The organism is Blautia luti (assembly GCF_013304735.1).
GTDB lineage: Bacteria > Bacillota > Clostridia > Lachnospirales > Lachnospiraceae > Blautia_A.
Genome location: NZ_JAAITI010000013.1, coordinates 33,884 through 48,188 on the forward strand (window position 1 = coordinate 33,884; position 14,305 = coordinate 48,188).

The window sequence follows — 14,305 nt, forward strand, 5'->3', positions numbered from 1 at the left end:
GTGCTGCCGTGAAAAGAATTGCTGTTGTGGAAGATGAAGTCTATATGCGGGAAGAACTCTGCAATATGCTTCAAAAGGACGGGTATCTTGCGGAGGCAATCACCGAGTTGGAAGATGCCGTTCGGCTCCTGGCAGCCCTCCGTCCTGACCTTGTGATCTTAGACCTGAATTTGCCGGAGATCAGTGGCTTTCAAATCTGCCAGGAACTAAAGAATAAAACCGCTATCCCCGTCCTGGTACTGACTTCCAGAGATCAGGTAAAGGATGAACTGCAAGCGTTCCACTTGGGTGCTGATGAATATTTGACGAAGCCGTGCAGAAAAGATCGACTTCTTGCCAGGGTATCCAATATTCTCAAAAGGTATGAAGGCCGTACCAATCTCATAGAGGGACCAGATTTCCTGTTAGACCAGCAGACCTACACGCTTTATATTCATAATACCTCTGTCGTGCTTCCAAAAAATCAGGGAAAACTGTTGGTTGCTCTTTTGTCCGGCGGCGATGCTCTGGCCACGACGGAGCAACTTTGCATAGCACTATGGGGAACCACGGAATACATAGACGAAAATGCCTTGCAGGTTAATCTGACCAGGCTGAAAAAGACGATGTCCGGTCTTGAGATGAAGCAGCGAATCGTTGCGGTTCGTGGGATGGGCTATCGTCTGGAAACGGGGGTGGCTCCATGAAGCGGCTTTGGCGCATGATAGAACGGTACTACCCCTGGCTGCTGTTGCTGTTGGGCGTGGATTGCTTTTGTGCTATCATTCTTTGGATTTCTGACATTCAGGCATTTCAAACCTTGAGTGGGTTAGTAGTTCTGACAAGCCTCCTTTTGTTTTCAGCAATTCTGTTTGTACTAAACAAGCGGGAGACCACCCGCCGAGAGCTGTTCCGGGATTTCCTCAGTGATCCTACCATCTGCAACGAGGAACGGCTGCTCAGTGCCATCAGCCGGGAAGAAGGAGAATCTATCCGGCTTCTGGCATCAGTTTTACAGGAACACAAAACTGAGAGTAACAGTATGGCAGATGCCCTACAGGACTATGAAGAATATGTGGAGGGCTGGGCACATGAAGCGAAAACGCCCCTATCGTTGTTGACCATGCTCCTGGATAATCGGAGCAACGAAATGTCTCCTCCCCTGCAAGCAAAACTGGATTATGTCCGCAGTCAGCTTCAGGAGGATGTCACTCAGATGTTATACTATGCCCGGTTAAAGAGCAGTACAAAGGATTATCAGTTTAAGGATATCAATTTGAATGACTGCTTGGGGGAAGTTCTGGAGGACTATGCCCCACTTCTGGAAGAAAAGCAGTTTGTAATTATCAATAAACTGCAATCTGAAACAGTCTATACAGACCGTAGAGGGCTTCAGTTTATGTTGGGACAGATCGTGAGCAATGCCATAAAATATAGCAGCGATAGTCCCATGCTAACAATCTCTATGATACATTCGGAGATCGCAGATGTTCTTTCAGTTGAGGATAATGGCATCGGTGTAAAAAAATATGATCTGCCGTATATTTTTCAAAAGGGCTTTACCGGGGATTCTACTGACAGCAGAAAGAAAGCTACCGGTATAGGGCTTTACCTGGTTAAGAAGATGGCTGACGATCTAAACCTTCGTCTGGAAGCTGCTTCCCCGTGGGAAAAGGGCTTTAAGATAGTCATCTTCTTTCCAAAATTGAGATCCAACGGAGGAAAATAATATAAGCAAAAAACGGGGCTGTAAAATAAGTCTCTGCTAAAGAAACGCTAGTTCCGACAAATGCTGGTTCTGGCGTTTCTTTACATTAATATATGTTTTTTGAAAATCGTCACTGTTTTATGTAAAAAGGGTACACTTAATAAGCTTGGATAGATTTCTTCTGTACGTCCATATTTTTTATATCTTACATGTTGTTTTCGTTTGAAAAGAAATTTACGTCCAATAGGGCATATAGGATTTCCGTTCTCATCTCTTATATAGTTTACAGCACGATAAGGATTCGTGTGATGTTTTTTATCTGCCGTTTCTTTTTTGTACATGGTAAATATCATTAAATTTTTCCATTAAAGGTACAAAGCATTCCATGCCTTGTCTTCCATAAAATCAATTCTACGTTAAAAACATACCGTCTAGACAGCTATTTTTTAAGCTATCATTTGAAAGACATATATAATATATAGGCTCAAATGGTGAAAGTGCCCATTTGGGCCTATTATTGTATGAATTCATACGTTACAACCAGAGCAAGATCCACCCGTGTATTACAGTATTGTCATTTTGACAATTTTGTATTACTTACGAGTAGCAGACTTGATGGGGGTTACGTCCCCATACCCACGTGAAAATATAATTGCAGGCAATTACATTTTAGCAGATACGCAAGCGTTTCTGAGTAAGCGTCATAGACAACAAAATAAGAAAATTTTGATAAGGCATTCACCTGGATAGGTGAGTGTTTTTTTATTTTCAAATATTTAATTAACAGAAAAAATAAAAAAGTTTTCCTCAGGGGGCTGTAAAAATGCCTCTCAGCGTTTCGTATTAATGAAAGGGTATTTTTTGCAGGAAAAATAAAAAATTTTCATCAAGAGCCTGTATTTATGCCCTTCATCTTTTGAATATGTGTAAGGACATTTTTTGAGCCGGCATAAAAATGATTTTTACAACAGTTAGAAACAGAAACGAGGCGAGAAAAGAATGAAATATGAATACATGAAGGAGTCAGAGCAGATGCTTCAGTACTTCCAGTTTCCGAAGTTTTTGCTAAAACTGCGAATTTCTCAAACTGCAAAATTCCTTTATATGATTTTGTATGACCGGGCACGGATATCGAGAATGAATAGTTGGATAGACAAGTATGGAAATGTTTATCTGATTTTTCCGATAGAGGAATTGTCTGCTCAAATCGGTAAATGTAAATCTTCTGTAAAAACAGCATTGAAGGAATTAGATGATGTGGGACTATTGGTTCGCAGATCTGGTGGTTTTTCAAAACCCAATCATTTATATATAAAAATTCCATCTGATGAGATTGGTTTACAGCTGGTTGAGAATAAGGCGGTTGAAAAGATGGTTGCAACAGAGTCGGAAAAGCAACCTTCATCTGGTCGTAAAAATGGCTGTGCAGGAGTCGGAAATGTGGCACCTAGTAAAGTAACTGAGAAATATAAAAGAAATAAATATCATGAAGTAAATTATTGCTATGGAGAAGGAGAGAGTTTGTGATGAGAGAAGAAGATATCGTATGTGTAGGCAGTGATGGTTTGCAATACTGCAAAGTCTGTGGGGAAGCGAAAGAAGCTTTTTTCCCCGAGGGTGGCTTTATGGGGATGAAAAAACATACTAGGCAATGTGCCTGTGACAGAAAAGCGTATGAAGAAGAACAAAAATATTTTAAAGAGAAAGAACACCGGGAATTAGTCAGTAGAAATACGAGCATCTGTTTTGACGAGAGCAGGATGGAAGAGTGGACATTTGAGAATGCAGATATGTCAGATGCAGTAATGCATAAGGCAAAAAGCTATGTTGATAACTGGGAGGAAATGAAAAGAAATCATATAGGCTGTTTGTTCTGGGGACCGGTTGGTACCGGGAAAAGTTATATTGCCGGGTGTATTGCCAATGAACTTCTTAAGCGGGAAGTAACGGTAAAGATGACAAATTTCAATACCATTATTGATGATATATTTCCACTGGCAGACAAAACGGAATATATCAATGCATTGGCTTCTTACCAGCTTTTGATTATTGATGATCTTGGAGTGGAACGAAATTCAGAATATGCGTTAGGAATTGTTTTTAGCGTCATAGACCGCAGGATCCGTTCGGGACGACCTTTGATCATCACAACCAATCTTCCGCTGAAAGAAATAAAAAGCGAGACCATGTTGGACAAAAGGCGTATCTATGATCGTATTTTAGAAATGTGTACACCAATGTATGTTGGAGGTACAAGTAAACGAGAAGCGATTGCAAGTATGAAAATGGAGAAAGCGAAAACGTTGTTGAATACAAAGAATGATCGTGTGTATTGCGGATAGAAGTGTATGCTACGCACGTTAAATAATAAGGGAAGGATTTTATGAGCAAACAACATGTTGCGATATGTGAAAAAGTGGCTCTTACAATTGAAGAGGCAGCAGAATACAGTAATATTGGACAAAACAGAATAAGTGGTCTTTTGAAAGAACCGAGATGTCCGTTTGTGCTTTACGTAGGCACGAAAAAACTTGTAAAGAGAAAAGAATTTGAAAAATTCATTTCGGAAAGTGTGGAAATATAAATGATTGACAGGAGATGGGGCAGGAGATGAGATGAAAATGAATATTCACAAAAATAAGATGCTATGGTATAATACAAGGTACTGTATTAGGGCTTCTTATGAGAGGAGCTGAAATATGGGAAAAGATTTAAAAGGCAAAGAACTTGGCAAGGGAATATCCCAGGAAAGTACGGGATTATACTCAGCCAGATTTGTAGATCGGTTTGGAAAGAGAAAACATAAACGATTCAAAAAGCTGCAAGAGTGCAGAGCATGGATTGCTGATGCGACTTATGTGGATGAACACAGTGATATTTCAATGCCATCAGATATGCTGGTCGATCAATGGTTTGATTATTGGATTGGGATAAAAAAGAAAACAGTCCGTTCAAATACTGTTCGCAATTATACGGAGAGATATATTAAAAATATTAAACCGGTAATTGGGAAGATGACACTATCAGACGTGAAACCACTTCAATGTCAGAAAATATTTTATGATATGGCAGATCAGGGGTATCGCACATCTACAATTTATCAGGCAAGAATTGCATTATACAATATGTTTGAGTATGCAAAAGAGAATGAAGTCTTGCGTAGCAATCCCTGTAAAAAATCTGTGAAAAGTGATATGGGAAAGCCTTCTGAGAAGAAGGTTGCTTTAACAAGAGACATACAAAAAACATTTTTACAATATGCAGAAAATCAAAGCTATGAAAATCAGTATCGTTTTATACTACAAACCGGATTGCGAACAGGCGAATTGGTAGGATTGAAATGGGGAGATGTCGATTTTAAATCCAAAACAATTCAGATTCGCAGAAGTATGGAATATCGTTACAGTGCAAAGGAGTGGCGTATCGGAGAACCAAAGAGTAAATCAGGTTACCGTACGATACCCTTAACAGAAGAAGCGGTTTCTATACTAAAAAAACAAAAAGAAAAGAATAAGAGGATTTCAGAAATTTCAACAGAATGGGAAGAATTTGTGTTTCTGTGTCGAAAAGGAACACCTGTCAAGAACAGTACATATGATACAGCGCTGTTTAAAATCTGTGACAAAGCAAAAATTCCAAGATTTTCGATGCATATCTTGAGACATACTTTTGCTACCAGATGTATTGAAGCAGGAATGAAACCGAAAACACTTCAGATGTTACTGGGCCATTCGAATATTGGAATTACAATGAACTTATATGTTCATACTACCGAGGAAGAAAAGAAAAAAGAAATGGACTTGGTAGCAGAAGCACTTATGGCAATGTAATGGCCCACTAAATGGCCCACTTGCAAAAATAAGTATGCTGAAATCCCTTGAAATCAAAGGATTTATAGGAGGAAATAGAAAAAATGAAATTAGGAATTGTAGGTCTTCCTAATGTGGGAAAAAGTACATTATTTAATTCACTGACAAAGGCCGGCGCAGAGTCAGCAAACTATCCGTTCTGTACCATTGATCCGAACGTAGGCGTTGTAACCGTACCGGACGAGAGACTGAATCTTCTCGGTGATTTTTACAAATCAAAAAAAGTAACACCTGCAGTGATTGAATTTGTGGATATTGCAGGTCTTGTAAAGGGTGCATCCAAAGGTGAGGGACTTGGAAACCAGTTTCTCGCAAATATCCGTGAGGTAGATGCCATTGTTCATGTAGTACGTTGTTTTGAGGATTCCAATGTTGTCCATGTAGATGGAAACATTGATCCGCTTCGTGATATTGAGACCATTAACCTGGAGCTTGTTTTCTCAGATCTTGAGATCCTTGAGAGAAGAATTGCAAAGGTTACCAAGACTGCACGTATGGATAAGGAAGCAGCCAAAGAGCTTACATTCCTCGAAAAAGTAAAGGCACATCTGGAAGACGGCCAGCTTGCAATTACTCTTGAGACAGAGAATGAGGATGAGGATGCATGGCTTGCAACTTACAATCTTCTTACTGCTAAGCCGGTTATTTATGCTGCCAATGTTGCGGAAGACGATATTGCAGATGACGGTGCAAATAATGCACATGTACAGGCTGTACGTGAGTATGCGTCCAAACAGAACAGTGAGGTATTTGTAATCTGTGCACAGATCGAGGAAGAGATTTCCGAGCTGGACGAGGATGAGAGAAAGATGTTCCTGGAAGACCTGGGACTGACAGAATCCGGTCTTGAGAAGCTGGTACGTGCAAGTTATCATCTTCTTGGCCTTATGAGTTTCCTGACAGCAGGAGAGGACGAGACAAGAGCATGGACGATCAAGATCGGAACCAAGGCACCTCAGGCAGCCGGTAAGATCCACACAGACTTTGAACGTGGCTTTATCAAGGCAGAGGTTGTAAACTATCAGGATCTTCTGGACTGCGGTTCCTATGCAGGCGCCAGAGAGAAAGGTCTTGTAAGAATGGAAGGAAAAGATTACGTTGTACAGGATGGAGATGTGATCTTATTCCGCTTTAATGTATAACAGGTGATTTTATGGATATGTCAATTCGCTTTCCCGGATTGAAACTGATATTGGATTATGTTCCGAAATCCTTTGAAATCTTTGGATTCGAGATCACGATTTATGGTGTTCTGATTGCGGTCGGAATGCTTCTTGGAATCTTTTTTGTGGTACTGGAAGCAAGGAGAAATCATGAAGAGCCGGATGCTTATCTGGATCTGGCTATCATAACACTGATTACAGGGGTGATCGGAGCAAGGCTTCTGTATGCTGCTTTTTCGTGGAGCCTTTATAAGAATGATCCCGGACAGATTCTGAATGTGCGCTCAGGAGGCATGCTTTTTTATGGCGGTCTTCTCGGCGGAGTGCTGGGTGGTATCGTCTATTGCAGGATACGTAAAAAATCATTCTGGAAAATGGCAGATCTTGCCTGTATGGGAATTCTGATCGGGCAGATCATAGGAAAGTGGGGAAGCTTTTTTAACAGAGAGTCCTTTGGGGAATATGTGGATAATATTCTTTCCATGCAGCTTCCACTGACTGCGGTAAGGGCCGGAGAAGTGACGACCACAATGCGTGAGAATCTCCAGATGGTAGATGGAGTATCCTGCATTCTGGTGCAGCCGCTGTTTCTTTATGAAAGTCTCTGGTGTCTTCTGGTGCTTATGCTGCTTATGATGCACCTTCGCAGGAGAGTATTTCAGGGAGAAATTTTTCTGAGATATCTTGCTGGTTACGGACTTGGAAGATTTGTGATCCAGTGGATGCGTACAGATAAAGTATTTTTTCCGGGAACGGAGATTGATGTTTCATTAGTGATTTCAGGTGTGCTTTTTGTCCTGTGTACAGTGATTGTTACTGTAAAGATTGTGATGGCGAAGAAGCGTGCCCGGGTACGAAAGAGAAGAATCGAAAAAGATTACCAGGCAGAGCAACAGGCCGCAGAACAAAGAAAAAATGCAACAGAGAATCTGGAAACAGAAACTGTACAGGGAGAAAAATATGAGTCAGAACAAAATACAAATACAGCAGAACCAGGAGACTCTCCGGAAAGCATCCCTTCTGCAGCAATTGCAGGAGGAACGGAAGAATCTGGACAGCCAGATCAGAAGCAGGAGCGATCTTCTGAAGAATCTGGAAGCCAGTCAGAGAGTTGACCGCATTCTGGAGTTATATTATCAGTGCTGAGGATATAGCTGAAAAAATAAACACGGATCTGTGTGAAAACCTGAAGGTTCAGGGGCATACAGATCCGTGTTTTTTTAGTACATTTTCCGGAAGTCCAGAGGTGTTGTGCCGGTAATTTTTCGGAACATGGCAATAAAATGGCTGGAATCGGAAAAGCCGGAGGCGCAGGCAACATCCTGAATTTTCATATCCGGTTTGGAAAGAAGCAGCTCCCTGGCACGGCTGATGCGGTACATGGTAACGTATTCATAGACAGAACAGCCAAGAAAACGCTGGAACAGACGGGAAAGATACTGCGTGGATACAAAGACACTCTGACTGAGTTCGGCAGCGGTGATGTCCTGCTGATAACGGGTTTCAATTTCTTTTATTACGGGAACAACATATCTCTGGTAAAGAGGGTTATCCTGAATTTTCGGAGAAGCGGCGCAGTCCATAAAATTCATGAGAAGATTATAGCAGTCCGAGGAGAGCGATTTCATATTCGGGGTTGGTTCGTGGTATTTTCGAAGGGAATAAGAAATCAGTTTCCGGATATTTAAGCCCTGCTCTTTCGGGATGAGGATGACGTCCTGATTATCGGTCATGGATGGGATGCTGCCGGCGAGAGTTCCGGTAAATGTGGCAAACATGGTAATCCATGAAGTAGATTCCCGGTGATAGGAGTGGGGAACGGAAGGTGCAATGAGGATGCCTTCGTTGGCACCCAGAGTGTAGTGCTTTCCATTTACTTCGATGCGGCCGGTTCCTTTTTCTGTCTGAAGATAATGATAGTATGGGTATCCGTCCGGCCGGTTTATGGTATCCTGGTTCCAGTGATTTCCGAGAGATTCGAACATAAACGGAGCACTGACAGGAGTATTTCTGAAATAAATTGACATATGCTTCACCTGTTTCTAAATGTTATATATTTTGGCGAAACATATTATACCATAATCTGTAAGTTTATACTATAATAATGTACAGACAGAAACGAAGTTACGAAAATACAACTGTAAAACACAGCATTTCAGGAAATTCAGACAATATTTACCGGGATACAAAAGCCGGACAGGAGGAAAACATGAAAAAATTTGATTATTCTCTGGTGAAAGACCCACAGTATTTCTGTGACGGAAGAATGGAAGCACATTCTGACCATATGTATTATCGCAGTGAGGAAGAACGGGAAGATGAGGAAACTTCCTATCGCCACAGCCTCAACGGACTTTGGAAATTCCACTATGCGAGAAATTATGCAAGTACAGTTGCAGGATTTGAGGAGGACTCATATTCCTGCAAAGACTGGGAAGATATTTATGTGCCGGCCCATATCCAGATGGAAGGATATGATGCACCACAGTATGCCAATGTCCAGTATCCATGGGAAGGTCACGAGGAACTTCACCCGGGACAGATCCCGGAGCGTTTTAACCCGGTGGGAAGCTATGTGAAATATTTCCATGTGCCGGAAAACATGAAAGGAAAAAGAGTATTTATCTCCTTCCAGGGAGCAGAAAGCGGACTGGCTTTGTGGCTCAACGGAACTTTTGTGGGATACAGTGAAGATTCTTTTACCCCTTCAGAATTTGAGCTTACAGAGTATCTGAAAGAGGGCGAGAACAAACTGGCAGCCCAGGTATTCAAATGGACAGCCAGCAGCTGGTGCGAAGATCAGGACTTTTTCCGTTTTTCAGGAATTTACAGAGATGTTTATCTTTATACCGTGCCGGAGGTTCATGTCTATGACCTGCAGATCCGTTCAATCCCGGATGAGACCCTCAAAAAAGCAAGCCTTGAGATTGTGACAAAAACCTGGGGAAAAGTAAAAATGAAACTTACACTTTCCAGAAAAGGCGAGATCCTTTTGCAGGATGAAAAAGCTCTGGACGGTGAAGATACCTGTACATGGGAAATTTTGAATCCTCTGCTCTGGAGTGCGGAAGAACCGAATCTTTATGACCTTGACATGGAAGTGTATGATGAGAACGGAATGCTCCAGGAGATTATTCCGGAAAAAGTTGGTTTCCGCCGCTTTGAAATGAAAGACGGCATTATGACCCTCAACGGAAAACGTATTGTGTTCAAAGGTGTGAACCGTCACGAGTTCAGTTCCGTCACAGGAAGACACGTATCCCGTGAGGAACTGATCCAGGATATTGTGACTATGAAGCAGAACAACATCAATGCCATCCGTACCTGCCATTATCCGGATGCCTCTCCGATCTACCGCCTCTGTGATGAGTACGGCCTTTATATGATCGCGGAAAACAATCTGGAATCCCATGGTTCCTGGGATGTGGCCGAACTTACCGGAGATTACACAGATATTGTTCCTCACAATAAACCGGAATGGCTTGGTATGATGCTGGATCGTGTAAATTCCATGTACCAGCGTGACAAAAACCACCCGGCAATCCTGATCTGGTCCTGTGGAAATGAGTCCTTTGGTGGAAAAGATATCTTTGAGATGTCCGAATTTTACCGCAAGAATGATCCTACAAGACTTGTGCATTATGAGGGACTTTTCCATGACAGAAGCTACAATGCCACCAGCGACATGGAAAGTCAGATGTATCCGTCTGTAGAAGCAATTAAGGATTTCCTTGCAAAAGATGACAGTAAGCCGTTTATCTGCTGCGAGTACACCCATGCAATGGGAAATTCCTGTGGCGCAATGCATAAATATACAGATCTTACTGACACAGAACCGAAATATCAGGGTGGTTTCATCTGGGATTACATTGACCAGTCCATTTACAAAAAAGACCGCTACGGAAAAGAATTCCAGGCATACGGCGGTGATTTCGGTGAGCGTCCGACGGACTATAATTTCAGTGGAAACGGTATTGCATACGGCGGCGACAGAACTCCGTCCCCGAAGATGCAGGAGGTCAAATTCAATTACCAGAATATCACTGCAGAAGTAACAGAAGATGCTGTAAAAGTTATCAACAAAAATCTGTTTGTAAATACCGATACGCTCCGATGCGAAGTGACTCTTGCAAAGAATGGACATGTCCTCCGTACAGAGACACTGGAGACATCCGTAGAACCGTTAAGCGAAAAAACATACCCACTTCCTTTTGGAAAACAGCAGCGTCCAGGCGAATATACAGTGACCGTATCCTTCCTTCTCAGAGAAAAAACACTCTGGGCAGAGGCTGGACATGAGGTTGCGTTTGGACAGTATGTTTACAGTGTAGAAGGAGCGGAAAAAGCTCCGGTTTCCGGTGTGGAGATTGTGAGAAGCCTTCATAACATCGGCGTTCGCGGAGAGAATTTTGAGGTGATGTTCTCTGTTCTCAATGGTGGCCTGGTTTCGTATAAATATGCAGGAAGAGAAATGCTCGAGGCAATTCCGAAGCCGAATTTCTGGAGAGCACCTACAGATAATGACTGTGGAAATCAGATGCCAATGCGTTATGCACAGTGGAAAATTGCCAGCATGTACGCAAGCCACAAAGAGTTCCGCAAGGGAATGTATGGTCCGTCCAACGCTCCGGAGACAACTGTTCATGACAACAGCGTGGAGGTCGCTTTTACCTACATCATGCCGACTACGCCGGTCAGTGAGTGCCGTCTTGCCTACGAAGTATTCGGAGACGGAAGAGTAAAAACTACCCTGACCTATGATCCGGTAAAAGAACTGGGGGATATGCCGGAGTTTGGTGTACTCTTTAAATTCAACGCAGATTATGACCATGTGAAGTGGTATGGACTTGGACCTGTGGAAACTTATGCTGACCGCAAACATGGTGCAAAACTTGGCATCTATGAGAATCTGGTAACAGACAATCTGGCACGTTACCTGGTACCGCAGGAATGTGGCAGCAAAGAAGGCGTACGCTGGGCAAAAATCACAGACAGAAAGGGCAGGGGAATGCTCTTTGAGATGGACGAGAAAAACGGCCCGATGATGTTCTCAGCACTTCCATATACCCCTCATGAAATGGAAAATGCCATGCATCCGTATGAACTTCCGGAAATTCATTATACCGTTGTCCGTGCTGCAAAAGCACAGATGGGTGTGGGAGGAGATGACAGCTGGGGCTCCTATACTCACCCGGAATATCTTCTTGACACCAATGAAAAAATGGAATTTTCCTTTGTATTCAAAGGTCTTTAAAATGTCATAAAAAGACACTGCAGAAACCAGAAAAAAGCTTCCGGAATTTTCCCGGAAGCTTTTTTATTTCATAATAATGCACAGAAAATATACATGTTGAAAAAAAACCTGTGGATATTTCATGAAAAGAAAAAAAACTTGGATATGCACTTGTTTTTTCATGGTAAATAGTTTAGAATGATTACATAAGTGGTAGAAAGTGGTGAATAGTGGTAGCGAATGGGGCTGAGTGGCAGAACACACCATTTGCACCCTGGAAACACGAAGGGGAGAATCGTGTTTCACGAGAGTAGGTGGGTTTCATGTTCATGGGCGAGTATAATCATACGATCGACGCGAAGGGGCGTCTGATCATCCCATCCAGGTTCAGGGATCTCTTAGGGGAAGAGTTCGTACTGACCAGAGGGCTCGATGGTTGCCTTTCCATTTATCCTATGGATGAATGGGCTGCCTTTGAAGAGAAACTCCGAGCATTACCACTTACAAATAAAGACGCAAGAACCTTTTCACGTTTCTTTGTAGCCGGAGCTACAACATGCCAACTGGATAAGCAGGGGAGAATTCTGGTGCCGCAGACGCTGCGCCAATTCGCTGGTCTGGAGAAGGATGTGGTGCTTACGGGTAATCTGAACCGGATTGAGGTCTGGAGCAAGGAGAAGTGGAGCGAGAACTGCAATTATGATGACATGGACAGCATTGCGGAGAGCATGCAGAACATTGGAATCGTCATTTGAGCATAGCGCAGGTAGAAATCCCACAGGAGATGGATATGGAATTTAAACATAAATCTGTATTACTCGATGAGACCATTGACGGCTTAAGGGTAAAGCCGGATGGAATCTATGTGGATGGCACTTTAGGAGGAGCGGGACACGCCACAGAGGTGTGTAAGAAACTTTCTGCCAAGGGGAGATTTATTGGCATAGATCAAGACCAGGATGCGATAATTGCTGCGAGTGAACGGCTGTCAGCCTTTAATCAGGTGACAATCATTCGCAGCAATTATTGTTACATGGCAGATGAGTTAAGATCCCGTGGCATTGAAAAAGTGGACGGGATCCTGCTGGATTTAGGAGTGTCATCTTATCAGCTGGATAATGAAGAGAGAGGTTTTTCCTACAGGTATGATTCTCCTCTGGACATGCGAATGGACAGAAGGCAGAGCCGTACAGCCGGAGATATTGTCAACGGTTATGAAGAACGGGAACTTTATCGGATTATCCGCGATTACGGCGAGGATAAATTCGCCAAGAATATAGCGAAGCACATCGTGGCTGCCAGAGCGCAGGCACCAATTCAGACAACCGGGGAACTGACAGAAATTATAAGGGGAGCGATCCCCATGAAAGTACAGGCTACAGGAGGACATCCGGCCAAGAGGACTTTTCAGGCGATACGTATTGAGCTGAACAGAGAGCTTGACGTACTCCGTGATTCTCTGGACGGAATGATCGATCTTCTGGATGACGGAGGAAGGATCTGTATTATCACATTCCATTCTCTGGAAGACAGAATCGTAAAAACGATTTTCCGCAAAAATGAAAATCCATGTACCTGTCCGCCGGATTTTCCGGTTTGTGTATGCGGAAAGAAATCAAAAGGTAAAGTGATCACAAGGAAACCCATCCTTCCCAGTGAACAGGAGATGGAAGAGAATCCGAGATCAAAAAGTGCGAAGCTTCGTATTTTTGAACGTAAGCTGTAAAAGAGTTTTTTTAGATGGAAGGTAGGCAAATGGCGAAGACAGGAAGAGGGACTACAGCCAGAAGAAATCGGAATACCGTCAGGAACAGCAGAGAAATGTATGTTCAGGGAAATGCGGTAAAAAGGTTACAGGAAGTTCCTCGGAGAACTGATCTGCACGATGTACAGGAAAGGCGTCGGCTGGCCCAGGAGAGAAAACAGAAATCCGCAGTTCCGGTGACACCTGCGAAGCAGGCTGTGAACAGGAGGACACAGCGGAACAGAGAGAAAGCGATGGCCATGAATAAAGGTTTCGTTCTGTTTCTCACTGCGGTTTCCATTGCAGTATTATTTACCTGTATCAATTATCTGCAGGTAAAATCAGAAATCACGGCGAGTATGAAAAATGTTGCAAATCTGGAATCTGAGCTTGCACAGCTGAGGGAAGATAACGATGCATATTACAGTCAGGTTACTTCTGATGTTGATATCAGCGAGATCAAGAAAAAGGCAATCGGTGAGCTTGGGATGAAATATCCTTCTGAGGATCAGATACAGACATATGTTACCGAGGGTAACAGCTATGTGAGACAGTATCAGGATGTAGATTCGCACAAGTAACAGATGTACAGTTTTTTGAGCAGGTGAT

13 protein-coding genes are annotated in these 14,305 nt (G+C 42.8%); 12 read left to right on the top strand and 1 reads right to left on the bottom strand.

Annotated features, from left to right (window positions below):
- Positions 1–8: 8 nt before the first annotated feature.
- The 8 genes from G5B06_RS08895 (at position 9) to lgt (ending at position 7,834) form a co-directional block, all read left to right on the top strand.
- Positions 9–686, top strand: a complete 678-nt coding sequence (locus G5B06_RS08895; RefSeq protein WP_161143303.1) for a response regulator transcription factor — start codon at positions 9–11, stop codon at positions 684–686.
- Positions 683–1,708, top strand: a complete 1,026-nt coding sequence (locus G5B06_RS08900) for a sensor histidine kinase (protein ID WP_008372095.1) — start codon at positions 683–685, stop codon at positions 1,706–1,708. The genes G5B06_RS08895 and G5B06_RS08900 overlap by 4 nt, the downstream gene beginning before the upstream one ends.
- A 978-nt stretch (positions 1,709–2,686) precedes the next feature.
- Positions 2,687–3,214 carry a replication initiator protein A gene (locus G5B06_RS08905; protein ID WP_161143302.1) on the top strand — a complete coding sequence of 176 codons (528 nt, stop codon included), beginning with the start codon at positions 2,687–2,689 and terminating at the stop codon, positions 3,212–3,214.
- Positions 3,214–4,029, top strand: a complete 816-nt coding sequence (locus tag G5B06_RS08910; RefSeq protein WP_161143301.1) for an ATP-binding protein — start codon at positions 3,214–3,216, stop codon at positions 4,027–4,029. Before G5B06_RS08905 ends, G5B06_RS08910 begins: the two co-directional genes overlap by 1 nt.
- A gap of 41 nt (positions 4,030–4,070) precedes the next feature.
- Complete coding sequence (locus G5B06_RS08915; RefSeq protein WP_008372088.1) at positions 4,071–4,271, top strand: excisionase; 201 nt, start codon at positions 4,071–4,073, stop codon at positions 4,269–4,271.
- A gap of 115 nt (positions 4,272–4,386) precedes the next feature.
- On the top strand, positions 4,387–5,517 hold the full coding sequence (locus G5B06_RS08920; RefSeq protein ID WP_117980708.1) for a tyrosine-type recombinase/integrase: 1,131 nt from the start codon (positions 4,387–4,389) through the stop codon (positions 5,515–5,517).
- Between the two features lie 83 nt (positions 5,518–5,600).
- Positions 5,601–6,698 (top strand): redox-regulated ATPase YchF, encoded by a 1,098-nt coding sequence (gene ychF, locus G5B06_RS08925; protein ID WP_021977889.1) that lies wholly within the window; start codon positions 5,601–5,603, stop codon positions 6,696–6,698.
- A gap of 11 nt (positions 6,699–6,709) precedes the next feature.
- Positions 6,710–7,834, top strand: coding sequence for a prolipoprotein diacylglyceryl transferase (lgt, locus tag G5B06_RS08930; RefSeq protein WP_148448533.1), 1,125 nt, complete (start codon positions 6,710–6,712; stop codon positions 7,832–7,834).
- A 105-nt stretch (positions 7,835–7,939) separates the two neighbouring features.
- On the opposite strand, the gene G5B06_RS08935 is transcribed toward lgt, so the two are convergent.
- Positions 7,940–8,746, bottom strand: coding sequence for a helix-turn-helix domain-containing protein (locus tag G5B06_RS08935; RefSeq protein ID WP_148448534.1), 807 nt, complete (start codon positions 8,744–8,746; stop codon positions 7,940–7,942).
- A 182-nt stretch (positions 8,747–8,928) separates the two neighbouring features.
- Here G5B06_RS08935 and G5B06_RS08940 point away from each other — a divergent pair, with 182 nt between their 5' ends.
- From G5B06_RS08940 to G5B06_RS08955, 4 genes are all read left to right on the top strand, one after another.
- On the top strand, positions 8,929–11,973 hold the full coding sequence (locus G5B06_RS08940; RefSeq protein WP_173762431.1) for a glycoside hydrolase family 2 TIM barrel-domain containing protein: 3,045 nt from the start codon (positions 8,929–8,931) through the stop codon (positions 11,971–11,973).
- 302 nt (positions 11,974–12,275) lie between these two features.
- A complete protein-coding gene (mraZ, locus tag G5B06_RS08945; RefSeq protein ID WP_148448538.1) occupies positions 12,276–12,707 on the top strand; it encodes a division/cell wall cluster transcriptional repressor MraZ in 432 nt (143 codons plus the stop codon).
- 35 nt (positions 12,708–12,742) lie between these two features.
- Complete coding sequence (rsmH, locus tag G5B06_RS08950) at positions 12,743–13,678, top strand: 16S rRNA (cytosine(1402)-N(4))-methyltransferase RsmH (RefSeq protein WP_148448540.1); 936 nt, start codon at positions 12,743–12,745, stop codon at positions 13,676–13,678.
- Between the two features lie 29 nt (positions 13,679–13,707).
- Positions 13,708–14,277, top strand: a complete 570-nt coding sequence (locus tag G5B06_RS08955) for a hypothetical protein (protein WP_173762432.1) — start codon at positions 13,708–13,710, stop codon at positions 14,275–14,277.
- The last annotated feature ends 28 nt before the right edge of the window (positions 14,278–14,305 follow it).